We start from the raw sequence: 23,491 nt of genomic DNA, 5'->3' as shown, positions 1-23,491 counted from the left end.
AATTGTTCAGCCCCTTGAACTATGTTGAATCTGCCAGCCTGTCTCTCAGTCAAGTTTTTCCCTGGTGCTGAGCGAATCAACCAGCCGTATCGTCTTGCTGGTCAGCAACCGGATAATCTCTGTGGCCCTTACTGGGCTTCGATGCTGCTTCAGGCTCATGGGGTTACAGGTGTTGATGTGACGCAACTAGCATTGTTGGCAGACTCAACGTTACCAATCGGTGACCCGACTCATTGGGTGCCACCAGGAGCAAGTTCACGTCAAGACTATTCTCAACGACTGCCAGAGACGGTTAACGTTCAAGAGGCGGGTACAGCGGCAACTGGGTTAATTAATGCCGTGTTCCAAGCCTCATTGGGGCGTTATGCATTAGTGCCGCTTCGTGCCAACTGGTCACCAGAGAGCATGGAAGATTTAATCGCCTTGTGCCAGAAGAATCGTAGTTGGGAGGCAGTACCACTTTGCAACGTGCAAACTGGACATTTCTGGGGTTCGCGTATAACCTTGACAGATGCCTTGGCTTACCTCGCTGGTGAGGATATATCACCGCCCGAAGCCGATTGGGATGTCGGTCACTTTGTGACGCTAGCGGGAAGCGTTGAAGGAAATCAGCGATCGCTTCTCCTTGTCCGGGACACCTACCCAATCTTTGGCTGGGACGGCTACCACTTGCAACCACAAGATGCGATCGCCTCCGCCCTCCGACGTGATGATGGTAAAGAGGGCGGTGTATTTTTATTCGTTGCGGCAGAGAATCAGGCTGAGGTAGAACAACAAGCTAGGGAACAAAGCTTTGATATTGCTAGCTGGGATAACGGAACCCCAGTACGTTGTGACGGACAATCCCAAAGTAGTTAGGCAAAGTCAGAAGGGTTCTCGATTGGAGAGTTTGTTGCCTCCAGAAGAACCTACTGACGCATCTAGGCAGAAATCTCTGTACAGTTTCTCCTGCAAGCAGTTCCATCTAACATTTCTATAAAAATGTCAAGGATAAAGAACCCCCTTTGCAATGAGTGACACAGTAGGTTAAAAACAAGTCACACCTGCTTTATGGCTAGATGTTCCACTCGCGATCAGCTTGCAGCAGCGCCTTAGTAAAGCGGAACGAAGTTCAGCACTATCGCAACCATCAAGCCATTACAACTTACGACAAGAGGTAAGGATGTCATTCACGGCCAGTGTCATTACCGCCAAAGACTGGGGAGCAAAGCCCCCAAAACAATGGTCAGAGATAACTCGACCGCAGTACATCATCATTCATCATACGGCTACCCCGAATCCCCCCAATGATGCCTCGAAAGGAACGCTAACAGGAGCTAAGGAGTTTGCCAAAAGTGTTCAAAAAGCCCACATGGATGGCTTTGGCTGGGTAGATTCTGGTCACAACTTCTTGAACACGACTAGTGGATTTTTGCTAGAGGGCAGACAAGGCTCTTTAGCGGCAATTGTACAGGGGCGTAGTGTTCGCTCTGCTCATGCAGGTAACACTAAGGGTAATGAGTCACCAGGAATTGAAAATGAAGGTACCTTTACCACCTACCAGATGAAAGCCCTGCAGTGGAATAGTTTGGTTGAGTTGTGTGCTTCGATTTGTTCGTCCTGCAAAATTAGCCCAGACAATATTCGAGGACATCGAGACTTTTCCCCAACACAATGCCCTGGTGATTGGTTGTACAGCCAATTACCTCGATTACGCAACGAAGTCCGACAACGCATTGATGCTTCAGTCGAAGACTATCTGCGGGAAGGCTCTACAGGAACGAAAGTCAAAGAACTACAGCAACTCCTGAAAGCCAAAGGCTTTAATCCGGGACCAATCGACGGTATTTTTGGCTCTGGTACAGTACAAGCTGTTGTTTCCTTTCAGAAGTTTAACGGGTTGAAGGCAGATGGTGTAGTTGGTCCCGCAACTTGGCAGGCGCTGTCGGTTGTTCCTGTCCTGCCAGAATCCCCACCCGCAACACTGAGTCTAATTGACACTTATAAGTATTATCGCGGCTTACCTCACCAGGATCAGGCGATCGCATGGTTGCAAGGACAAGTCTCAAAACAAGTGTTGGAAGAATTTTCTCAAAAATGGCGAGATACACCTTCACAACCGTTTCTACCACTCCAACGAGGAGCCGTTGGTCCTGAAGTTAAACAACTCCAACAGCGTCTACAACAGCAAGGATTTAATCCAGGCGTTGCTGATGGAATCTTTGGTGCTGCGACACAAACGGCTGTAATTGCCTTTCAGAAAGCTAAAGGGATTTCTCCCGACGGAATTGTTGGAGAAAAAACCTGGACAACACTGAATCTCAGCTAGGGTTTAGTTAGGGACTAAGGATTAGCCCAGCGCCAGTTTATATCTTTAGGGGACTTGACAGCTTCACCCATTTAAAAACATCATCCTAATTCAGGAATCCCCAAACCCTCTGTAGTGATATATTTTGGCTGGGGTAGTTTTCGTTAGTTCACACTTCTTACACCATGCCTTCATATTCAGGTGATGTTGAACTTTCTGTAGTCGTTCCCGTGTATAACGAGGAGCAGAATCTTGACTATCTGTTTGAGCGATTAACCTCTGTCCTTAATCGCCTCAACATGACCTATGAAATTGTTTGTGTGAATGATGGGAGTAGAGACAATACAATTGAACGACTGATTGAACATCATCAACAAAACCCTGCCATTAAAGTCGTTAATCTGTCTCGAAATTATGGTAAAGAAATTGCTCTGAGCGCAGGTTTGGACTATACATGTGGTGATGCTGTTGTACCCATTGATGCTGATTTACAAGACCCACCAGAATTAATTGCAGATCTGGTTGCAAAGTGGCGCGAAGGCTATGATGTGGTTTTGGCGACTCGTCGCTCGCGTCAAGGAGAAAGCTGGATAAAGCGCCTCACCGCTAATGCATTTTACCGAATTATTGATCGCATTAGTCATGTCCCGATTCCCCGCGACACGGGAGATTTCCGCTTAATAGACCGTCGTGTGGTTGATGCTATTAAGCAACTGCCAGAACGCAATCGTTTTATGAAAGGTTTGTTTGCTTGGGTAGGTTTCAAACAAACTTCGATTCTTTATGACCGTCCCTCACGTTACAAAGGAGAAACAACCTGGAACTACTGGCGACTTTGGAACTTTGCTCTGGATGGAATTACCTCCTTTAGCTTTATTCCTCTAAAAGTCTGGAGTTATATTGGTCTTTTAGTTGCTATTCCTGCATTCTTCTACGCAAGCTTTCTAGTCATTCGTACTGTACTTTTTGGAGTAGACCTACCTGGTTATGCTTCGATCATGGTTGCTGTCCTCTTCTTGGGAGGAGTTCAACTGGTCAGTTTAGGTGTCCTTGGTGAATATCTGGGTCGTGTATATGAAGAGGTAAAGGGGCGCCCACTGTACTTGGTGCGAGAATCTTATGGCTTTGATTCGACTCAATCAGTTAAACAAAAAGTTCACTCCTCTTAAACCGAATGTCACTAATTGAAGGAAGGTAGAGAAGGTGAGGAAGATGGGAAAGTAGGAGAGGTAGGGCCGAAATTACTCCCTCATCTCCCTTAACGAGAGTGTAATTCCTCTTAAACCTGATGAACCCAAGGTAAAAGACTCCTAGAAAAAAGTTATTCAGGTGGCAAGTGTAGGGTACAGAAAAGCTGTGCCCTACAGCTATTGATGGGACAATTTATTCTCTGCCCACACAATCCATACTCATAATGACTATGATTTATAAATACACTCAAAAAGCTTGCAAGAATAGTCGGAGGTTTCACAGTGGCTCATCTCCAGCAACGCCGCTCTCAAAACGTGAGTGGTGACTTTTACGTTGATAGTACCTGCATTGATTGTGATACTTGCCGATGGATGGTTCCGGAGGTGTTTCATAGTGCTGGTGGGCAATCTGCGGTTTATCATCAACCGACATCAGAAATAGAACGATTGCGATCGCTTCAAGCGTTATTAGCTTGTCCTACGGCTTCCATTGGCACTGTTGAAAAGCCGAAGGACATCAAAGAAGCACAACAGAGTTTGCCGATTTTAGTAGCAGAAAATGTCTATCACTGTGGCTACCATGCCGAGGATTCCTACGGTGCAGCTAGCTACTTCATTCAACGCCCTGAAGGAAATGTTTTAGTAGATTCTCCTCGTTTTACGCCGCCACTTGTTAAGCGTATTGAAGAAATGGGTGGGATTCGCTACTTGTACCTGACGCATCGCGATGATGTTGCCGATCATCAGAAATATGCTGAGCATTTCAAGTGTGAGCGCATCCTGCATAGCGACGAAATCAACAGTGGAACGCGAAATGTTGAAATTCAGCTATCTGGCTCGGAACTCTTTGAGCTAGCTCCTGATTTATTAATTATTCCCGTTCCTGGTCACACCAAAGGTCATACAGTTTTGCTGTACAACAACAAGTTTCTGTTTACTGGTGACCATCTGGCTTGGTCAGACGAGCTTAATCAGCTAATTGCTTTCCGAAGAGCTTGCTGGTACTCGTGGACAGAATTAACTAAATCAATGCACAAGTTGGTGAACTACTCATTTGAGTGGGTACTGCCTGGTCATGGACGCCGCTACCATGCAGATGCAAAGACAATGAACCAACAGCTACAACAGTGCATTACTTGGATGAAGTCCACTAAGTAGCAAAAGGCAGAAGGCAAAAGGCAGAAGGCTTATCAGGAGTACGTGGTTGTTTGGGCCCTTAAATCTGTCCTAACCTTTATGGCTACAGCTATGGATGTATTTTTCAGTACTTTACCCATAACGTTTGCTAGAAGCATTAATCACTCGCCAGCTAGTCAAACTGTGGAGGCAGTTCCGAAGGAGAAAGGCGATCGCTAGTAGAGGGAGCAGGCGAGTTTAGGGAGGGAATAGATGGTTCTGGTGTTGGGGAAGGGGAGGAGGTTGAAGAGGGGGGTGAAGGTGACGTTGAGGGGGGTGTTGAGGGTGACGATGCACCTGATTGTTCTTGCATCGCCTCTGCGTTTTGTCGGGCATTTGCCGCCGCAGCAGCAACGGCAGCAGCAGCGGTAGCAGCCGGATCAGTGGGAGTGGGGTCAAACGTCTCAATAGTGACGGAGCGTGTGATTGGTTGCCCTACACCATTGCTTACTTGCAAAGTAATTGTTTGACTTTCCGGTTGCTGGCTGAGGGGAAAAGCGACGGCTCCTTGCAAGGGAACGCTTCCAGGAGAAGGCAACAGTTGTACGGCTGTACTTCCCCCTCCCTCAACGTTCCAAGACACAACCAACGCCAGGGGAGGCTGCCCCTGTTCCATGGGAATTAAGTACTTTGGTCTAGCATCCTGGTTATTGATTCGGAAGTTAAGAATTTGGGCAGGGCGGGGTTGAATCTTGATTGGGTGAGTTTTGGTTGGTTCTGGAGCTTTTGCTGACTCATCTTTGGGGATAGCAATTAATTCAAAAATGTAGTCTCCGGCTTGCCGCACGCCTGTCCCTAGATTCTGGCAGACTAAGACGTTGCCAATCTCACAAAATTCTTGCAACTCTTTAGGAATACCCTGAGCGAAGTTAAAGCGCTGTGGCGGACGAGCGATCGCACCATCCGGTGTACGCCCTACAAGCTGAAGTGCTTGCAGGTCTTGGGGTCGGGTTACTACCCAGTTCAGCCGAATGTCGGATGGATTTGTAATTGCTGGAGAAGCCTGGGTATTACCCCGTGCAGACTGATTCGCTGGTGTATTCTTCGCTTCTAGATAAGCGGCTTGGGTTGGTTTGAACTCAACCACCTGCGGCAAGGGAACTGGGTCAATTGCGATCCGATCCGTTTTCCGAGTCTCTAGCGTTTGCCCCCGTCCCCGTTTGGGAATCAAGGTAAGTTCAAAGATATATTCCCCCGCTTGCCGAGCATCGGTGCGAACGTTTCTACACGTTAAAAGGACTTGCTCAAGTGTACAAAACGGTTTCAGCGCTGGGGGCAGGGATTGACTAAAGTCATAGACAAGTGGGCCACTAATTGCCCGACCATCCGGAGCCTGACCAGTAATTCTCAGAGAGCGGATGCGGTTGGGAAACTGAATTTGCCATCCGACTTGTGCGACATCCCCATTCGCCGCCGAGTAACGGGAATCCTCAACATAAAATTCTAAGATTTTTGGGGAAACTGGCGGTCTAAAAAACAACCACCAAATCAGCCAAACCAAAAGCGCCAAAGTGCCTAACCCTGCCAGCACCAAAGGGAGCAGTTGCCACCAGGGACGTGCTGCCCATGTCACATATCCCGGCAGCAAGCTACTGGGTAAGGGTACCTGCTGGCGGTCTTCTAACTCTACCTGAAAGTTCAGCACTCGACCCCCACCCCACAGAGGGCGCCGCCACCACCGGGTCGGCTGTACTGTTAACTTCGCCCGTGCGGTTTCTTTTGGCGCTATTTTGACTTCGTTTGGCTCAAGGCGGTAGGTGCAACTTTCACCTCCATCTAAGTCATTCACCCGCAGGAGAAGCTCACGCTCTGTATTACCGCTATTGACAAGTTGTACTTCAAGTAATCCTGATTGCTCCCTGATTCGACTGATAATGGGTCGCAGGGCAGGTTGGAGTAAGTAGATCGGGAGAACCTGGAAATACACCAAATCTAAAAGATTGAGGTCTGGGTTATTTTCCGAGTACAGCCGCACGGTTGGGATATAGTTCGCTGCTAGGGCATCTGAGGGCGGGGTAATGAGCAGCAAAATTTGACTTTGATCTCCGGGATTGAGACCCAAACTCTCAGCTTCTAGTACTAGCCCCAATCCTTGAGTTTCCTGGGGGTAGGTAATAGTAAACCAAGATTCCGGCAAGTCTGTACAAGTCAAACGGAAGCGATCAACGCGATCGGAGCGGTTGTAGACTAAAACTTGCAGTTGCAGAACACTACTCGGTTGCAGGACAGCAGGCTTTGCTGAACTCGTTGGCGGTTGTATGACGAAGGTCGGGTCACTCGCTTTGACAATGTCAAGACTAGGGGGCAAAATTTCTAGCTGTTGCGAATACCGAGCTGGAGGATATTCTGGGTAATGCTGCGGCGCATCAACGACGAGGAGATAATGAAACGTTCCCGGCAGCACCTCAACAGGTATCTGAAATCGAAAAACAACCTCACCACTTTGGTCGGGTGATAGAGCAAGGTATTCCTGACTCGATTGACACCATTGACGCAACAGAATAGAAAGGTCATCAATAAAAATGTGAACAACAGCACTTTGGCTACCTCTATTCGTTACAGTGACTGCCAGTTCAAACGTTCCTCCTGATGTGACAACATCCTTACCAGTGGAGTTGAGGATAACGGCAAGCGGTTTGCTCGGACTAAGCGACTGTAGCAGGTTGTCGGAGAAGCTGCCTGAAGCGTAGCTATCGGCTAGTGAATCACCTTGGGTAGGAGACGAAGCGCGATAGCGATCGCTGCCAACGTTGAAAATTAAATCTTGCTGCCTGAGTTCTGCAAGTAGCCTGCTGACCTCTTCCTCAGATTTGCGGGTTTGGGCAGCAATCTCAGCTAAGCTGACACCTGCTTCCTGCTGTGCCATCCAGGTAAGGAGTTGCTGCTGCTCGGCAGTTAACCGCCGCAGTTCGACTAAGCTTGACGAATTACGCGGCTGTCCTGCCTCTGAACTCAATTGATTTCCCGTCATCTTCCTACTTCCCTATCCCGATCTTTAAGAGTAGGTGTTAGGTATTAGAAAATTCCTAGCCCCTAACACTTGCCCCTTACTGAGCAAAGCTACTGCATGTGCCACCTGCCTGTGCAGTTGCCTCGTCTATGCTATGCAACCTGACCTGATGATCTTGACTACCGCTGGCAACCAAAATGCGGTCTTTAGTGCGGATGAGGTCTACAGCATTGAGCGGCACTGACGATTGATACAGTGTCTTCCCTTCAATCAGTGCTGGACTGCGAGTGCCCTCTGAGGTCAAAGACCAGAGGACGACTCGCCCATCGTCGCCAGCACTGACGAGATTGCAACCATCAGCACTTAAGGCAACTGAGCGAACGGCGGCTCCACCGTGTCCTGTAGACCAGTCATCGACCTGTTCGCAGGGAGCCTTGTTATCGGCTAAACAGCGGCGCAAATTCCAGAGGGTAATGGTTCCCCGATTATCTGCCGTTGCCAGCAAATCAGGCTGTTGACTTGCTGTTGCCAAACTCATGATGTAGTCATTGAACCCTCCGGTTCGGTATGGCATCTCTCGATTAGTTTCTGTTGCCAAGTTCAGCAGAGTCAGCCGATTGTAGCGACCTGCGATCGCCAAATGATTCTCTGTTGAACCGACAAGGGCAAGGGACTGAACGGCATAGTCAACTTTGAACCCGCGTCGTGGCTTCACCTGGGTGAGTGCGCGTCTTCCGGGTTCTATGCCCCACTGTAAAATTAACCCACTCCCGTGACCACTAAATAACGAGCGAGAGTCTTGAGTAAAGGCAAGGTCAAAAACGCGATCATCGTTTCGATAGGAAAATGACGACTGCCGTTCGCCAAACAGCAAATCCCAAATCTGGATTTGTCCGTTTTCAAATCCCACTGCCACTTGATCATTGTTCACCGGACGGTACCGCACGACGCGCACGGCTTTATCACCCTGCTCCAATATCCCCCGTGATTTAAGATGAGTGCCGTTAGCCTGCCAACGACGGACAGTGCCATCTGTTGACACGCTCACCACCTCATCCGCTTGCCCACTAAACTGGACTGCTGTAACAGGTCCGGTATGTCCCCGCTGGCGACCCAAGATGAGCCAGCCGAGAAGTAAGACGAACAGAATACCCGCTAGCTGTAACCAAAGAGGAATCTGCGGCGAAACACGTAGTTCTAGCGTTTGCGTATCGTTGCGAAGATCGAGACGCGGGTCGGAGACGATCGCCTTAGCTTGCAGAAAGCGCCGTCGCGACCAGCCAATCCACGGTAATCTTCGACGGATAATCAACTCAAGCTGAGCAGTTTCCCCAACCCCTAAGTTGACCAGCCCTGGCTTGACCTCTAAGGTGTTCGTTGCAACTTTCGCTGAAAGGTCTGGCGGTTTGACAGGTGATTTGGCATTGCCCCCAAACAAAGGAAACCACCTGCGCGGTTTTTCGCTACTCTCGTCTTGATAGCGGACATCGACGCTTGCTTCCTGGGGCAAATTGCTCTGATTTTCTAGCTCAAGGGCATAAGTCGCGGTGTCTACTGCCGGATTGAGCCAGCGGCGAGGTTTCATGGGGAGTTGCTGCCGCGTCGGAGAACAACGAAACTCCATAAATCCAGCAGGCAATATAGTTAGTGTTGCTTGAGCTTGGACAGGTACTGCCCGAAGCTGAGTCGCTTCAACACTCAGCGTATAGACTCCACTTGGAGCCTGGGTTGCATCGGGTAACTGACACGCAAATACCGCATCTGTCTGTCCTCTAGCGGGAATGTGGAGCTGTTTTTCTGCGCCATTCGGGAACCAATTTAGGTCTATCCCGCTAAGCCGCAGCGTCACATCAACTGCCTGACGGTTTGAGTTGCTAACGGCTACCGACACATCAATTAAATCACCCGGATACCCCTGAAATTTACGCTCAGATAATGCCAACGTGGAAGGCAAGATACCTGAACCTTCAACGACTAACCGCAAAATCTGTCTGTCTTCATCGTTGAGTTCCCATGAGAAAACCCGCACGGTTAGATTCATCGTACCCGTGAAGCCCCCTGGAACAGGTGGAACTGCTAAAATTTCGACCTGGAAACGGGTGTAATCTCCGCCTGGAATTTTTGAAGAGATAGCAGGGACTAAACGATACCAACTCGACCCAAGCTTTGGATCAGAGCCTGCTGCCGACAAATCGACCTGAAACGCGGCAAAGCGATCGCTATCATTGTTGACAGTCAACTCAAAAGTTGCTGGGGCACCTCCTGGCTTGTAGTGGAGGACTTGGGTAGAAATCTCAGTGCTAATTTGTTTCGCCATCCGCTCAAAACCCCTACTCAACGACTGGTACTTGCTCGATCAGGGTTTGGGTATGCTCGCTTGCAGTTGTCGTGAACGGTGAAGCTTGCTGAAGCTGAGTCAGTTGATGACGATGCCATGCAAAATGCAAAAGATTGATACCCATCTCTTGCGCCGTTCGGATCGTCTCTCGTGGCAGAGTCAACGCCTCATCCAGTCCCCAACATTGAGCGAGATTACCGACCATGAGGATAATCCCACCCCAGTTAAACAGGTGCAGGGGTTGACCATTAATGAGGGGAAATTGGGCGAATAAAAACGGGTGAAGCCGCAGAGGGTGTTGGTGATTCAGAGAACCTACGCCTTCTAAGGAATACCCCATTCTCTCTGCTACAGCATTGATGGAATAACAAACCTCTTGAATATGCTGAGCGATGTTTGCGTCAATCGCGCTGATTTCTACCTCTAAGTCTTGCCGCATCACCATCAGTTCTGCCTCATCTCCCAAATTATCAAGGGCAACCTGCAATTCTTGTTTCACCGTAAGTAGTTCATCTAGATTGACCTCCTCAAAGTCAACGACAATCAGCAGCACTCCCCCACGCTCTAAATACTGCCCCAACGTGTCAATAACGGGTTGCTCAAAGCTGAGTAAGTATTGACGCGGCAGGTAAAGCAGGTCGTAGTTTGATAAGTCTGCATTGGCAAGGAACTGGGGAGTCATTTGCCCAATCTCAGTTTCTCCTTGTAATGTCGGATAGAGTACTGCCACTGCCTGAAGCAGTTGAGAAAGGGTAGACGCAATCTGATTGTCCTGTTGAGTTCCCAATGTCACCTGAGCAACCTGTACAATCCCCAAAGGTCGAGAACAGACTGGCTGTCGGTAACGTAGATCCAACTCGTTCACTCCTGGAAAGAAGACATCAATTGGAGTTTGAAGCCTTACTTCTCCTGATTGGAGATGAATGCGGCACAATTCAACATCCAACTCACTTGGATTTGTCTTTTCAACAATCCGGAACCTTTCCTGAACACTTTCTCTCCCTGCTGACTGACGCAGTTGATCGGGGTCAACATAGCTAACAACCAAATAAACGACCAATGACTGACAGGGGGGTGGCTCCGATTGAATACGGAAAGCTTCTGGCTGGGACACAATGATTGGGTTCCCCAGTAGATCGATCGCAATTCCAGGCTGAACTTGTAACCAGCGCCCATCTCGGTACTGAGCCGCTACATCCATTGGAGCCGGAATCACCGACACTCCTAGCCCACAGACGACACCCGGTTGATGTAGCGATTGGTGGTGAAAGTTTTGCCGTTGTCGATGATAATCATGAGCGCTTTTCCATCGCTGTGCCGTCATTAATAGACCATCAGCGATCTGGAGTCGTTCAAAAGCTTGAAATGGAGGAAAGGGGAAGAAACGAGACATTTTAAGAATTAAAAATTCAAACTAAAAAATTCAAAATGAGGAAAGCTAGTTTCTATGTACAAATTAAACGCACAACAGCTAAGGGCTAGGTGTTAGCTGCTGTTAATGATTCCTCAATATACAGGTCATACGTGCAAAAAGCAGGTTTTTCCTGGTCAATAATTGAACGTACCAAGCCTTCATCAATTCGCTTTGGCTCTTGGCAACGTAGCCAAACAATAAAGTGATAAGGTCGTCCTCCTCCTAAAATGGCTTCTTGTCCGAGGCGAGCAGAACCCAAAATAAACCCCTCGCTAAAAACTTCTTGAATACTAATGGCTTTTTCTGATTCTGCTACTCCTGGCTCATCTAGAGGGAGTCCAGTATAAAGATGCAAGTAAAGCCTTAACCCCTGACGAGTTCCCCGCCAACGATAAATGTCCATCGCATGGCGAATCAGGCGACGTTGCTCGTGTGTACTCCAAGGGACATCGCTTGGCCAACCAACCCAGTGAGCTAAAAAAGGCAGCAAGGCTTGGGGGGCAGTTAGGGGGTCAAGGTGCGCCCAGAGGACATCTAAGGTTTGAACAGTTGGCTCAAAGGCTTGTTCAAAGATTTTGAGCAAGCGACCGATAAAGTCCACCTCACGGTAGACGGATGGCAAAAAGTTGAGGTAAAGACTACGAGGACGAACGTAGAGATTGAAGGTTGCGGACTTCACTTGCCGTTGTTCCGTATCGGGTTGGGTGGCGTAAACGTGAAGTTGACCGCGATAGTCGATTTTTAATGATTTATCCGAACTGAGGTTTTGGTGTTGCTCAAAAAAATCAGCGGCAATTTGAAAGTAAAGAACCGCATCCATCTGCTGCCGTGCCAGAAGTTCACTGCCTTCCTGACCAATTTGACACCACTGTAGAGGAAAATCTCCTTCAATCTTAAAGTCAAGTTGGAGGGGGCGATCGCTTTCGTTTTTAATCTGAACAATAATTTCGCTCGGTTCACCAGGAGATAATCCCAAACTTAGGGGAGGCGTGGCATCAACCTTTGATGATTCAGCCGTCCACGTTGCAGAAGTTGCTCCTGAGGCTTGAGTGGGCGCTGCCTCTGGGAGCTGCATTGGGGTGAGTAAGAGGCTAATCGTCTGAACCGAACGGGGTTGAGTCATGAGAATTCAAAATGGTTCATGGTTCATAGTTCATGGTGACGAAGGCAGAAGGTAGAAGGTAGGAGCGTCAGGGCGATGCAAGCCCCCAGTCGCTCCCAGCCACTGAAATACCTTCAATTGAGATTGTGACCCTTGCTCATGAGCAGTTGCTCCTATGCTCGTGAAGAAGGTATCGGAATAAATTCCTTCGGCCATCTGCCTTTTTTTTGTTCATATTAGGCTAATGGCATGACCAGAGCGTAAGTGTTCATCAGCCCAGGAACAAATTAGCCCGTGGGAACCCGGTGCCACTAATCCATTCGAGGCAAGGCTTCGCACCCAGGTTTGCCCTTGCTTGCGTAACTCAAATAATAAAACAGTGCCTAAATACCGCACTCCTGGGGTTCGCTGAAACAAGGCAATAATATCCGAGGTGTAGACGGGGCAACCAAACGACCAGCCTTCGCCCTTCACGCCCCCCGTAAGGGGATTGAGAAACTGATACAAGCTAACCTGGAGACGACGAAGGATTTCTTGCCGTGATTGCGGGTTATTGTACTCTGGCTCTAGCCCTACCTCGGTTTGAACGGCAACGCCAACATATTCGGGTTCCTGAAGCCGCACCTGGATACCGAGAAGCCGTCGTTCATCGAGATAAGCGAGGATTTTTTCCTGCAACGGTGGACTCAAGGCGAGTTGGTCGGGGCTAATTCCTTGTCCTCGTTCGATACCACTGATGTCGGCTTGAGGCACGATGAATAAGTTGACGACCCCGTTTGTTGCTCCACCCGTTTGACGAGCAGGACATCGGACTTGCGCTACGGCTCCGTCGCCAGCTTGAAGAGTCAATAGTTCAAAGTCTTCAGGAGTCACAGCGCGATCGCGAGTTCGCAGCAGTTTTGGTACGCGAATCACAGCATCTTCAAGCGATTCAGCATCTGCACCGTTTCGAGCCGCTTCGTGATTCACCACACTAGCAACGTAGGGAATGGCTGACTTGAGAATGCGGAGTGTCCCGGCTTGAACATTCCCACGTCGTCCTCCTCCTGTGCGGTACGCCACCATTCGGATCACAGAGCCACGCGGAGGGATTGCTCCATACTGCCGCTCCATCACTTGCATCGCGGCTGGTTCCCCCCCTAGATAAATGCCATTATCCTGTTGTGTTTGGGCGCGAATCTGAGTTTGCTCTTTGAGTTGTGCAGGTTCTCGAATTAGGGGACCAAATTGCAACTGTCCTGTCAGCGAGTCAATTGTGTAGTGCCGATCTTCAGAACCGGACTCAGCAAAGTTACTCACCTCCTGCCAAACTTGAGGTAAACCTAAAGGTGGTGTAACGAGGAGATGCTCTTCTGCCAGTCTTGGAAGGATTGGTCTACTTTGAAGCTGAAACGTTTGACCGGGTGTTCCGTCACTTTCGCCCAGCAATTCATCTTGAACCAGCGTACATTGACTCGCGTTAACGGTTCCCCCAATTGAGCGGGTTGCTAGTCCCATAAATGTGGGGGACGAACTGTAACCTGATTGAACGGTGTGGGGTTCGGTGTAAACGCAGCGCAACCAGCGCCCCTGATAGGTAGAGAAATATGTAGAAGGCCAGTGTTGGGGAAGATGGAGGATTACATCCGCTTCCCGCACCGCATTGAGTTCCTGTTGCTGGGATACATCATCAAAGCTAAAGCCTCGCGTTCCATCATCTGCATTTCTGCGAAGGATGGGTTGCCATCGGATGCCATTCCAGGCTTCCCAATGCCGAGGGGGGCGATCGGGATTGATACCTGTAGAACCTGCTGGTCTTCCGCGTAAGGTGATAGCAAGAACATTGCCTTCTAGCGGCTGATCGGGTTCAAATACGAGGTAAAAACAATTACCTTGTTGGGGGCGATCGCTAAATACGGGCTGTTCTCGACCTTCCCAACTGCCATTAGAGGCTTGTGTCCAGAGATTGGAAAAGCGATCGCGTAATAGTTGAGGTCGCTCTTCCAGCGTTTCGGCAGTAAGAAAATGGCGAATTCTCGGAACCCCAATTGAAAGCGGCTGGTCTGTTGTAAACACAATCGCTTCTTCAGTTTCCGTGCGCTCAGTTGCCACCTCTTTGCCAGCAGGAATCTGGTATAAGGAAGGCAAAGCGGCTGCCAGATAGAGCGTCACCTCCGTCCGCGCTGGTGCTGGGGGTTGGAGGCGAATACCCAAAAGTTCCAGAAACGCCACATAGTTACGCCGAGGCACCTGGTTAAACCGCAACAGCATCTGGTCGGTAAGCCAAGCAAATAGCTCGACCAAGGTAATTCCAGGATCGCTAGCGTTGTAATTCGTCCACTCTGGACAGTAGCGCGGAATACGCAAAATACACTCGTCTACGAGGTCTTTAAACGTCCGGTCATCCAGATTGGACTTAGGCAGGTTGGGTAAGAAATCAAATTCCACAGCAACTAGGCGAGCGACTCGGATTGGGGCAACAGGTAGAACGGATAAACTAAGCTACGCTTATCGTGACTGTCTTTGGGATGGTACTCAATCGTAACGTTTACAAGACCGCGAACTGGATCGGGGTCAGTGCGAACCGCATCGAGAACAATCCGAGGCTCCCACATTTCTAGCGCTTCCTCCACGTACAGGCGGATTAAAAGAAGCGTTTGGATATTCATTGGGGCAAACACGAGTTCTGACAACCGTGAACCAAAGTTCGGTCGATAGATTCGCTCTCCCAAATTAGTCCGGAGAATAATCAGGATTGATTCCTCAATGTTCCGCGCCGTCGCACTTAGCTGTAAACTTCCCTGAACGGTCACACGCAAGGGAAAGGCTATCCCTTGACCCAAATAGGCATTTTTTTGCTGGTCTATCCTGTCTGGCATACAAGTTTTTACTCGATACCGCAGCTACTTTATATAGGGATTCCTCGCTTAGAACTATTCGCCAAAAGTCGAGTCTAGTGAGTAATGGTATTTTTCCCACTTCTCTGGGTTTGCCTGTAGGCGTCAGTAATAATCTGGTCTTTCATCAACAGCTCCCCTTCGTCAGACTCTATTGAGAGCCTGGAGCGATTTTCTCCAAGGCAGAAGCAGCACTTGCACGAACTTCGCTATTTCTATCTTTCAAAGCTTCAGCTAAAGCCGGAACGGCGAATGAAGCTTCGGAACCAATATGTCCTAAGGCATCGGCTGCACGCCGACGAACATATATATTCTGATTTTTCAACGCTTGAACCAGTATCGGAACGACGGATGAAGCTTCTACACCCATATCTCCTAGAGCAATAGCAGCACTCATACGAACATCGCGATCTTTATCCTTAGACGCCTTTATCAGGGCGGGAATGGCAACTTTTGCTGATACACCGATTTTCCCTAAGGCAATGGCGGCATTCGCACGAACGTTGGTCTTTTCGCCCTGCAACGCTGACATTAGGATAGGGACAACGGCTGGCGCTTCCACACCCATATTTGCTAGAGCCATAGCAGCATAGGGACGAACGTTGCTTTTTTCGTTCTGCAACTCTTGCATCAGGACGGGAACAGCGGATGAAGCTTTGGAACCGATATTTCCCAAAGCAAACGCAGCGGATGAGCAAACATCCTTAACGTCATCCTGGAACGCCTCTACTAGGACAGGGACAACTGCTTGCCCTTGGGTATCTATACTTCCTAAGGCAATGGCGGCTATCGAGCGAACGTTGCCATCCTCGTCCTTCGCTTTCAACAGGTTTATCAGGGCAGGAATAGCGTCTTGCGCTCTGGAACCTATATTCCCTAAAGCACCGACAACATACATTTGAAAGAAGGGAGCCTTGACTTTCAACTGCTCAATTAAGCTTGGAACGGCGGCTGATGCTTCTGGACCAATTCTACTGAGGGCAACAGCAGCACTCAGATGAACTTCAAAATTCTCGTCTTTTAACTGCTCAATGAGGACAGGAACAATGGATGATGCTTCAGCACCAATTTCCGCTAGAGCAAAAGCTGCGACCGCACGAACTTGGCTATCCTTGTCCTTCAATGCCTCAAACAGGGCGGGTATCGCGGCTGACGCTTCAGGACCAATTTTCGCTAGACCATAAGCGGCTTCTGCGCGAATTTTGCTGTCCTTATTCTTCAAAGCCTCTAGCAGGCTGGGAATGGCTGCTTTCGCTTCCGCACCCATTTTTCCTAAGGCATCAGCGGCAATTTGGCTAAAATACTTATCCTCGTGGTTAAATGCCTCAATCAAGGCGGGAATCGCGGCTTTCGCTTCGGCACCCATGTTCCCTAGGGCAGTAGCGGCATTAGTACGAACACCCTGATTCTCGTCCTTCAACGCCTCAATCAGGGCGGGAATAGCAGCTTTCGCAGCAATACCAATGTTGCCCAAGCTAGAAGCGGCTTGTTGGCGAACTAACCAATCGTTGTCCTTCAACGCTTGACTCAGGGCGGGAACGGCGGATGAAGCTTCCGCCCCCATTTCCCATAGGGTAGTTGCGGCACTTTGGCGAACAGACTGATTCTCATTGTGCATAGCCTCAATTAGAACCGGAACGACGGCTTCAGCTGATACACCAATTTTCACTAGAGCATCAGCGGCATTTACGCGAATGCTCACATCGTCGTTCCGCAACCCCTCCATCAAAGCAGGAACAGCGGATGAAGCTTCGGAACCAATGTTCCCTAGGGCACCAGTGGCAGCCGTGCGAACTTCCCTATCCTCGTCCTTCAACGTCTCAATCAGGGCAGGAACGGCGGATGAAGCTTCCGTACCTATTTGCCCTAGGGCACCAGTGGCAGCCATGCGAACTTCTCTATCCTCGTCCTTCAACGTCTCAATCAGGGCAGGAACGGCGGATGAAGCTTCCGTACCTATTTGCCCTAGGGCACCAGTGGCAGCCGTGCGAACTTCCCTATCCTCGTCTTTCAGCGCCTCAATCAGGGCAGGAACGGCGGATGAAGCTTCCGTACCTATTTGCCCTAGGGCACCAGTGGCAGCCGTGCGAACTTCCCTATCCTCGTCTTTCAGCGCCTCAATCAGCGCAGGAACGGCAGTTTTCGCTTCCGTACCTATTCGCCCTAGAGCATAGGTAGCACCCCTGCGAACTTCCCTATCCTCGTCTTTCAGCGCCTCAATCAGCGCAGGAACAGCAGCTTTCGCTTCCGCACCCATGCTCCCTAGCACAGATGCGGCATTGGCACGAACGTTTCCATCTTCGTTCTTCAATGCATTGATTAGCGCAGGGATAGCTTGCGAACCAATCCTTTGCAGGGCGTTGACGACGTTCCATTGCTCCCGTTCATCATTGTTCTTTAACTTCTCAATCAAAGAGGCAATCTCCGCCTCATCAACTACCTGACTCGTGTCACTCCCCGCACTCCCGGCACTTATGGTAAACAGAGGCTCGGAAGCACGCCAACAATGTTTCGGTTCATTGGCTTCCTCTAAATTCTCACGCTGAGGAGCCGTCTCACCAACGATAGAATCTTGCGCCCAACTGTTGCTGGTTAAAGGCAGGGGTAATGAAAAGCTCAAAACAGCAATCTGAAGCGCGGCTAAGAATTTTTGTCTGGTGTACGGAGTCATGCACCTATCCCCATTTATGTAGAGCCTAAATCGCTCAGCGCGTTAGTCATGCCACTTTAATAGTAATCACAGCTTCTCTTGGTGGACTGCTACAGGATGGTAATCGCAACAAAATTAATATTTTCAAGCCATCAGACCAATGGCAACAAGATTTCAAACTCTATGGTGATGATGGGTTGCGAATCTCTTTTGCAGCCGCTGTGCGATCGCATATCCCTTTGATATTCTTTGGTTTAAATTGGCGGATAGCGATCGCTTCTGCGTTCAGTGGGTAACGTAGTCGTTAGGTTTATCCTCTTCTGTTTTAGCCTTCCTACCAACTCCTGAGAAATCACATCGACACACGCTAAAATTACTAGTTGGCTATTAGAAACGAATGGCGTGAAGCGAAGCTGTCGCGTCAGTGAATCGCACCCTACTTTAGCTGATTAGAAAAATGCGATCGCCAGGAAAAAACTTTAAGGAAATGAGTTTACATTATATGGTTGTGATTCAATAATGGTCGGATGAAGATAACTGTTACCTAGTTCACTTGCCTGATTTTCTATCTCAGCAGTTTCATACTCACGGCGATACCTATGAAGAAGCTTTAAAGAATGCTCAAGAGGTATTAGAGCTTTTAGTTGAGGAATATCAGGAAGACGGTAAACCCCTCCCAGAACCTAAAACCATAGAGCAACTAACGCTTTCTGGTGAGGCAAGCAGACAAGCGATCACATAATTCAACTTCCGCTACAAGTATTCCTAGCAACCCCTGAGAAATCCTATCGAAGCACACCAGAATTACTAGCTGACTATTAGTAAACGAAACGCGATCGCGAAGCATCTCCAAGGGCATCGCACCGAGACATTGGCATAAATCCGAGGGACTCTCACCGCCGAGTTGCGCTAACAAGGTAATTTTCTTGAAGTTGACACCAATGCCCAAGTCTGCAATCCACCTAAATTCCTGCGGCTTGTGAGTCGATTGGTTCTCAATAAGCACGACTTCTTGCTGTGAGCAGTTACGGAGCAAGTTCTCTAACTCTTGGGGCAGACGTTCTTTTCAAGTTCTTAACTTTTAATCATTAGAGTAAAGACGCATCCAAGAAAACTTAGCATTCTCTTGTTCAAAACCTATGTCTCTCAAAACCTTCCGCGATACTCTAGTTCGCATCCTCAGCGTAAAGGAGCGCCGGGATAACAAGTTAGACATTTCTTCTGCACCTTCCGAGCAGAGCCGTTTACTACATCGACTCAACTGCATTAACCTTGATGATGAAGAAGCTAAAAGCTTGCAAGCCTATCTCACTACAATTTTAGAGGCACGTCATCAGGAGAAAGGTTGTAATTCACCCGCTAAAGAGCAATCAGGATGTATTGTGCTTGAGATGGGTGAACCCGAACTCCGAGAATTTGCTAGTTGCATTGGAGAGAACGTTGTCCGCTCATTCCGTGCAGTAGTTCAAAGTGATAAAAAACCAAACGAGCCAAGGAAGCTAGCGATTCTTGGAGACAGTGGACTCCGCATCTTTCAGGTATCTCTTCAGAGTAGCGATCGCTTCATACAGCAATAGCCAACCTGTAACAGGTTACAAGATTAAAAAGGTTGAAAGAGTTGCCTATCTCTCCTAAAAAGGAGTTACGGCTCTCCTACCCAAAAACAAGAAGTGTTGATACACAATTACTAACTCTCACAAAAAAACATCCTCGCTTCTTGGCTGTCTGCATAAGTTAAATCAAGCCAATAGCGAGGTTATTTAATTAATACTGTATTGCTTGTAATAGTTACTGAACTGACACAGCATCAACATCTACTGTCTTGTCACTTGTCTCACTCGTGCTGGCAGTATCAGAAGCGACTGTTGTGCCTTTACGAGATTTAGCACTTTCGATTAGTATCTGGGAAACCTCAGCAACTAACAACGATAAAATCGCAATATCGTCAATTTGCCCAATCACAGGAATGAAGTCTGGAGCAATATCAATTGGACTAAAGATATAAAGTAAGGTTCCTAAAATCATCCACCAACGGTACTTAGGATTACGAATGGTGTTGCGATACCAGTTGTAAATCGATGGGATAGAAAAATTGTTCATGTATTTGCCCTCTATCTATTTTTAATCTTGCCAAATCCCGCTAGGAACTTCCGGTGTGGATAACCCCCCTGTTTGTGTCGAGGATTAGCGATCGCTATAACCACCAGAGAGGATGGAATTCTTACTTTCTTAAGGAGACTAACAGAGGGGGCAGGTGACAGAGTTGAGCAATATAGCTCAACCGCCAAGGGAAAATCAGCCTGATCTCTTTGCAATTGGCTCGAAATCCATAGAATTGGAATGGCTTGCACTATACACAAAGGGAAATTGCACTTGGCAATTAAGGGAGGTATGCGCGAATGGAAACGGTAGATATAGTCGATCTTATTGAGAAGGGCGGGGTGGCAATGTGGCCACTGTTGGTCTTATCCATCCTCGCATTGGGTACGATCTTTGAGCGTATCTGGTTTTGGGCAAGCCTCTTATTCAAAGAAAGAGAAACTGTCAATCGTGTGCTGGATGCAGCCACTAGTAACATGCAAGTTGCTAGGGAGATAGCGCTTGAGGCGCGGCGACAACCAATTGGGCGATATCTTTATGCTCCCTTGCGGCTGGCTAACCCCGATCCAGAAGTATTTCGGTTGGCGCTAGAGTCAGCAGCAGATGATGAGTTGGCATCAATGCGACGGGGAGACAAGCTTCTAGAGGCTGTAATTGCTCTAGCACCACTACTGGGTTTGTTGGGTACGGTTTTGGGTTTGATTAGCTCGTTAGGTTCAATCCGTATTAGTGATTTGGGAACAGCGTCAACGGCTGGAGTCACTCTAGGCATTGCCGAAGCGCTAATTACCACGGCAACGGGCTTAATTGTGGCAATTGTCAGTTTGGCGTTCTATCGACTATTTCAGGCTTTTTGGTACAACCAAATCAGAGTTTTTCGGAAAGCAGGGGGAGAGTTGGAGTTACTCTATCGACAAGCTTGGTTGCAAGGTGAGGAGACTGATACTCTTAATCAGTCCTTGAACACCAATACCAATACCAACACCAACACCCTAGACGTTCCTGAAGTTACAGAAAAATAAAATCATGGGGCAGTGCCATTCTCTAATTCGCTTCGATAGGATGACAGAACTGCCCCAGTAAGTTAGGTTTATGGACAAAAAAATTGATTCAAATCCTACCGCTTTAGCTCCCCGCCCTCTGAGGCTTCGGATGGATGTCCCAGTGGAAGAGGTTCGGGTTGAGATTATTCCGCTGATTGATGTCATTTTCTGCATTCTGATATTTTTTATCCTGGCAGCAGTGAGCTTTTCTCGTCAACAGGCAATTAGTGTTGATTTGCCCAAGGCAAGCACTGGGACACCGCAGGGGCGGGAAATTTTGGTAGTTAGCCTCAATGACTTAGGACAGGTTTATGTTGAACAACAGCCTGTGGTGACGAAAGATGATTTTTACCAGAAGCTACGGGCTTATCGTAAAGAAAATCCTAATGGATTGATGGCGCTGTATGCTTCGACGAATGCCACTTACAACGATGTTGTACAGGTGCTAGATTTGCTGCGTGAGGTAGGAGGCGATCGCGTAGCACTAGCCACTCTTCCCGGAGAGTCAGCGCCGACTCCGACTCCTGGTGCAACAGCCGTTCCGCCACCAGCAACGGGTGTTCCTGGCTTCTCACCCACCCCAGGCACAAACCAGTTTGACCCTTATGGTACAGGAATCCCTGGAATTCCTTCCAACCCAACTCAGCCATCATTACCAGGAATACCCGGACAAGCGTTGCCACAAGCACCTGGAATTAACCCAGGCAGTTCACAACTATCGCCAGGGCAACCAGGAATTAGCCCCGGTAGTTCAGTCATGCCAACGCCTGGTGCTACAGTAGCGCCTGGAAATAGCCGTGTGGCTCCCGGTAGTTCAGTCATGCCGACTCCTGGTGCTACGGTAGCGCCTGGAAATAGCCGTGTCTCTCCTGGTAGTTCAGCCGCACCAACTCCTGGTGCTACGGCAACTCCCAGAACGAATCAGCCAGCTTCTGAGCGATAAGCTTTTCTAGAGCGCCTGTTTAGAAAAAGTCGGCGGGAAGGCTACCGCATTTTAGGTGTGAGAGGAACGCCACCCGCCAACTTAGTTATTTATGGTTGGTTGTTTGTTTGTTTGTAAAAAAAATACAAAAAAGCTGATGGCTGATAGCTGACGGCTTTCTGCTAACGTGCTTGACTCTACAAGAAATTAGTGATCGCTTTTTGCACTTGTGAATTCTTAACGTAAGCATCAGCCGCTTCTATCAAATTCCTGATATTCTCCTGGCTAGCATCATCAATGTCATCACTTAAACGTTTACCAGTCCAGCTTCTATCTAACTTAAATTGCAGTCGGAGGTAGCGTTCAATAATCTGCCTTCCAATGTAGTCGTTAATATCCGATGAAGCATCAAAAATTACATCAATTACTGGTAATGCCCATTGTGCAGCCCCCCATTCTTTGGCACTTTCTAAGGGAATCTCACGAGAAAAACTTCCTGTTCCTATAGAAAGAAGAGAAATATCCTCCACCTTATGCCCCAATCTTAGAGCTTCTGCGATCGCACAAGCGGTAGGGTTATTGGCAGCAACACCACCATCAATTGCTGAATATTCAAGTACGACAGAAAAGGTAGAGGTAGCATCCGGTATCACATCCCATCCGGCATCTACCAGTGCGGTTCGAGTCTTGCCAACATAATCGATAATTGTGCGAACCTGACCTCTACCTGTTCCTCCAGTAATATCGATTCGCATCCGGTTGTAATCATCATCGTCCTCCGAGGCTTCCTTACTAAAGACAATGGTTTTTGCATCACCACCAACTGCTTTACCTTCTTCTCTCCTTATTAGTTGATGAGCTGGAAAATAGGCAGGAGCGGATGCTGAACAAACACAAACTTCCCACAGAGGGACATTAAGAAATTTTTTCCGCCAGCTTTTGAAAATAATCGGTTCTCGGTTAATTGTGTCATAGGAAGGTATCAATAGGTTGGTGGCTTTCACCTCTGAGAGTTTTTTGTATTTAAACTCTTCTTTGAGAACTTCAACCAAACCTTTATCTGAATATTTGGGAGCAGAAAGCCCATACTGAAAAACTAATCCCAACCGTTCAGGTGACCAAAGGTTTTGATAGGGAAAAATTCTCGAACCCTTTTGCTGGTAAACCCCAATTAGCTCTTTCGCACTACGTCCATTCGCGATCGCGGCTGCCAAAATTGACCCGGTGGAAGTTCCTGCAACCAACTGGAAGTATTGATTTAATGGCACATTGATTTGTTGCTCAATCCTTGCCAACATCGTCGCCGCAACTACGCCACGAATTCCACCACCATCTAGACTCAAAATACGAAACGTCACTTACTGCCCTCCGAAAAGTACTCTAGCTAGGAGTTTATACTGAGTTGCATTCAAAGATAGTAGACTCAGCCTTTAGTTGGGATTT

18 protein-coding genes are annotated in these 23,491 nt (G+C 48.4%); 8 read left to right on the top strand and 10 right to left on the bottom strand.

Going from position 1 to position 23,491, the window contains the following annotated elements; translation table 11 throughout:
* Positions 1 to 21: 21 nt before the first annotated feature.
* From H6F98_RS14745 to H6F98_RS14730, 4 genes are all read left to right on the top strand, one after another.
* Positions 22 to 858: a DUF6885 family protein gene (locus tag H6F98_RS14745; RefSeq protein ID WP_192219457.1), complete on the top strand. Its 837-nt coding sequence runs from the start codon at positions 22 to 24 to the stop codon at positions 856 to 858.
* A gap of 304 nt (positions 859 to 1,162) precedes the next feature.
* Positions 1,163 to 2,308, top strand: a complete 1,146-nt coding sequence (locus tag H6F98_RS14740) for an N-acetylmuramoyl-L-alanine amidase (RefSeq protein WP_192219456.1) — start codon at positions 1,163 to 1,165, stop codon at positions 2,306 to 2,308.
* Positions 2,309 to 2,472: 164 nt separating this feature from the next.
* Positions 2,473 to 3,456, top strand: coding sequence for a glycosyltransferase family 2 protein (locus H6F98_RS14735; RefSeq protein ID WP_192219455.1), 984 nt, complete (start codon positions 2,473 to 2,475; stop codon positions 3,454 to 3,456).
* A 303-nt stretch (positions 3,457 to 3,759) separates the two neighbouring features.
* The gene (locus H6F98_RS14730) at positions 3,760 to 4,635 is read left to right on the top strand and encodes a 4Fe-4S domain-containing protein (RefSeq protein ID WP_192219454.1); all 876 of its coding nucleotides are present in this window, start codon (positions 3,760 to 3,762) and stop codon (positions 4,633 to 4,635) included.
* A gap of 151 nt (positions 4,636 to 4,786) precedes the next feature.
* Here the strand turns inward: H6F98_RS14730 and H6F98_RS14725 are convergent, their stop codons facing one another.
* The 7 genes from H6F98_RS14725 to H6F98_RS14695 all read right to left on the bottom strand — a co-directional run bounded on the left by H6F98_RS14725 (position 4,787) and on the right by H6F98_RS14695 (position 18,004).
* The gene (locus H6F98_RS14725; protein WP_192219453.1) at positions 4,787 to 7,624 is read right to left on the bottom strand and encodes a hypothetical protein; all 2,838 of its coding nucleotides are present in this window, start codon (positions 7,622 to 7,624) and stop codon (positions 4,787 to 4,789) included.
* A gap of 76 nt (positions 7,625 to 7,700) precedes the next feature.
* On the bottom strand, positions 7,701 to 9,920 hold the full coding sequence (locus H6F98_RS14720; protein ID WP_192219452.1) for a hypothetical protein: 2,220 nt from the start codon (positions 9,918 to 9,920) through the stop codon (positions 7,701 to 7,703).
* Positions 9,921 to 9,933: 13 nt separating this feature from the next.
* Complete coding sequence (locus H6F98_RS14715) at positions 9,934 to 11,334, bottom strand: hypothetical protein (RefSeq protein WP_192219451.1); 1,401 nt, start codon at positions 11,332 to 11,334, stop codon at positions 9,934 to 9,936.
* Between the two features lie 85 nt (positions 11,335 to 11,419).
* On the bottom strand, positions 11,420 to 12,478 hold the full coding sequence (locus tag H6F98_RS14710) for a phage tail protein (protein ID WP_192219450.1): 1,059 nt from the start codon (positions 12,476 to 12,478) through the stop codon (positions 11,420 to 11,422).
* Positions 12,479 to 12,688: 210 nt separating this feature from the next.
* Positions 12,689 to 14,884, bottom strand: coding sequence for a putative baseplate assembly protein (locus H6F98_RS14705; protein ID WP_192219449.1), 2,196 nt, complete (start codon positions 14,882 to 14,884; stop codon positions 12,689 to 12,691).
* A 5-nt stretch (positions 14,885 to 14,889) separates the two neighbouring features.
* Positions 14,890 to 15,315 (bottom strand): GPW/gp25 family protein, encoded by a 426-nt coding sequence (locus tag H6F98_RS14700; protein ID WP_192219448.1) that lies wholly within the window; start codon positions 15,313 to 15,315, stop codon positions 14,890 to 14,892.
* A 169-nt stretch (positions 15,316 to 15,484) separates the two neighbouring features.
* Positions 15,485 to 18,004 carry a sister chromatid cohesion protein PDS5 gene (locus tag H6F98_RS14695; RefSeq protein WP_192219447.1) on the bottom strand — a complete coding sequence of 840 codons (2,520 nt, stop codon included), beginning with the start codon at positions 18,002 to 18,004 and terminating at the stop codon, positions 15,485 to 15,487.
* Between the two features lie 532 nt (positions 18,005 to 18,536).
* Between H6F98_RS14695 and H6F98_RS14690 the strand changes: the two genes are divergently transcribed.
* Positions 18,537 to 18,725 carry a type II toxin-antitoxin system HicB family antitoxin gene (locus H6F98_RS14690; protein ID WP_242058535.1) on the top strand — a complete coding sequence of 63 codons (189 nt, stop codon included), beginning with the start codon at positions 18,537 to 18,539 and terminating at the stop codon, positions 18,723 to 18,725.
* On the opposite strand, the gene H6F98_RS14685 is transcribed toward H6F98_RS14690, so the two are convergent.
* Positions 18,684 to 18,989, bottom strand: a complete 306-nt coding sequence (locus tag H6F98_RS14685; RefSeq protein WP_192219446.1) for a hypothetical protein — start codon at positions 18,987 to 18,989, stop codon at positions 18,684 to 18,686. The two genes, H6F98_RS14690 and H6F98_RS14685, sit on opposite strands and share 42 nt — an antisense overlap.
* Before the next feature lie 133 nt (positions 18,990 to 19,122).
* Here H6F98_RS14685 and H6F98_RS14680 point away from each other — a divergent pair, with 133 nt between their 5' ends.
* Positions 19,123 to 19,560, top strand: coding sequence for a hypothetical protein (locus H6F98_RS14680; RefSeq protein ID WP_192219445.1), 438 nt, complete (start codon positions 19,123 to 19,125; stop codon positions 19,558 to 19,560).
* 211 nt (positions 19,561 to 19,771) lie between these two features.
* Here the strand turns inward: H6F98_RS14680 and H6F98_RS14675 are convergent, their stop codons facing one another.
* A complete protein-coding gene (locus H6F98_RS14675) occupies positions 19,772 to 20,083 on the bottom strand; it encodes a YkvA family protein (protein WP_192219444.1) in 312 nt (103 codons plus the stop codon).
* Between the two features lie 299 nt (positions 20,084 to 20,382).
* On the opposite strand from H6F98_RS14675, the gene H6F98_RS14670 reads away from it, so the two are divergent.
* Together H6F98_RS14670 and H6F98_RS14665 are read left to right on the top strand one after the other, a co-directional pair.
* On the top strand, positions 20,383 to 21,105 hold the full coding sequence (locus tag H6F98_RS14670) for a MotA/TolQ/ExbB proton channel family protein (RefSeq protein WP_192219443.1): 723 nt from the start codon (positions 20,383 to 20,385) through the stop codon (positions 21,103 to 21,105).
* Between the two features lie 70 nt (positions 21,106 to 21,175).
* Positions 21,176 to 22,069 (top strand): biopolymer transporter ExbD, encoded by an 894-nt coding sequence (locus H6F98_RS14665; protein ID WP_192219442.1) that lies wholly within the window; start codon positions 21,176 to 21,178, stop codon positions 22,067 to 22,069.
* 176 nt (positions 22,070 to 22,245) lie between these two features.
* Here the strand turns inward: H6F98_RS14665 and H6F98_RS14660 are convergent, their stop codons facing one another.
* Positions 22,246 to 23,406 carry a patatin-like phospholipase family protein gene (locus tag H6F98_RS14660; protein ID WP_192219441.1) on the bottom strand — a complete coding sequence of 387 codons (1,161 nt, stop codon included), beginning with the start codon at positions 23,404 to 23,406 and terminating at the stop codon, positions 22,246 to 22,248.
* Positions 23,407 to 23,491: the final 85 nt, after the last annotated feature.

Source organism: Microcoleus sp. FACHB-SPT15 (assembly GCF_014849525.1).
Taxonomy (GTDB): Bacteria; Cyanobacteriota; Cyanobacteriia; order Cyanobacteriales; family Coleofasciculaceae; genus Symplocastrum; species Symplocastrum torsivum.
The sequence above is the reverse complement of the archived record's forward strand: the minus strand, read 5'-3'. Positions and strand labels throughout refer to the sequence as shown.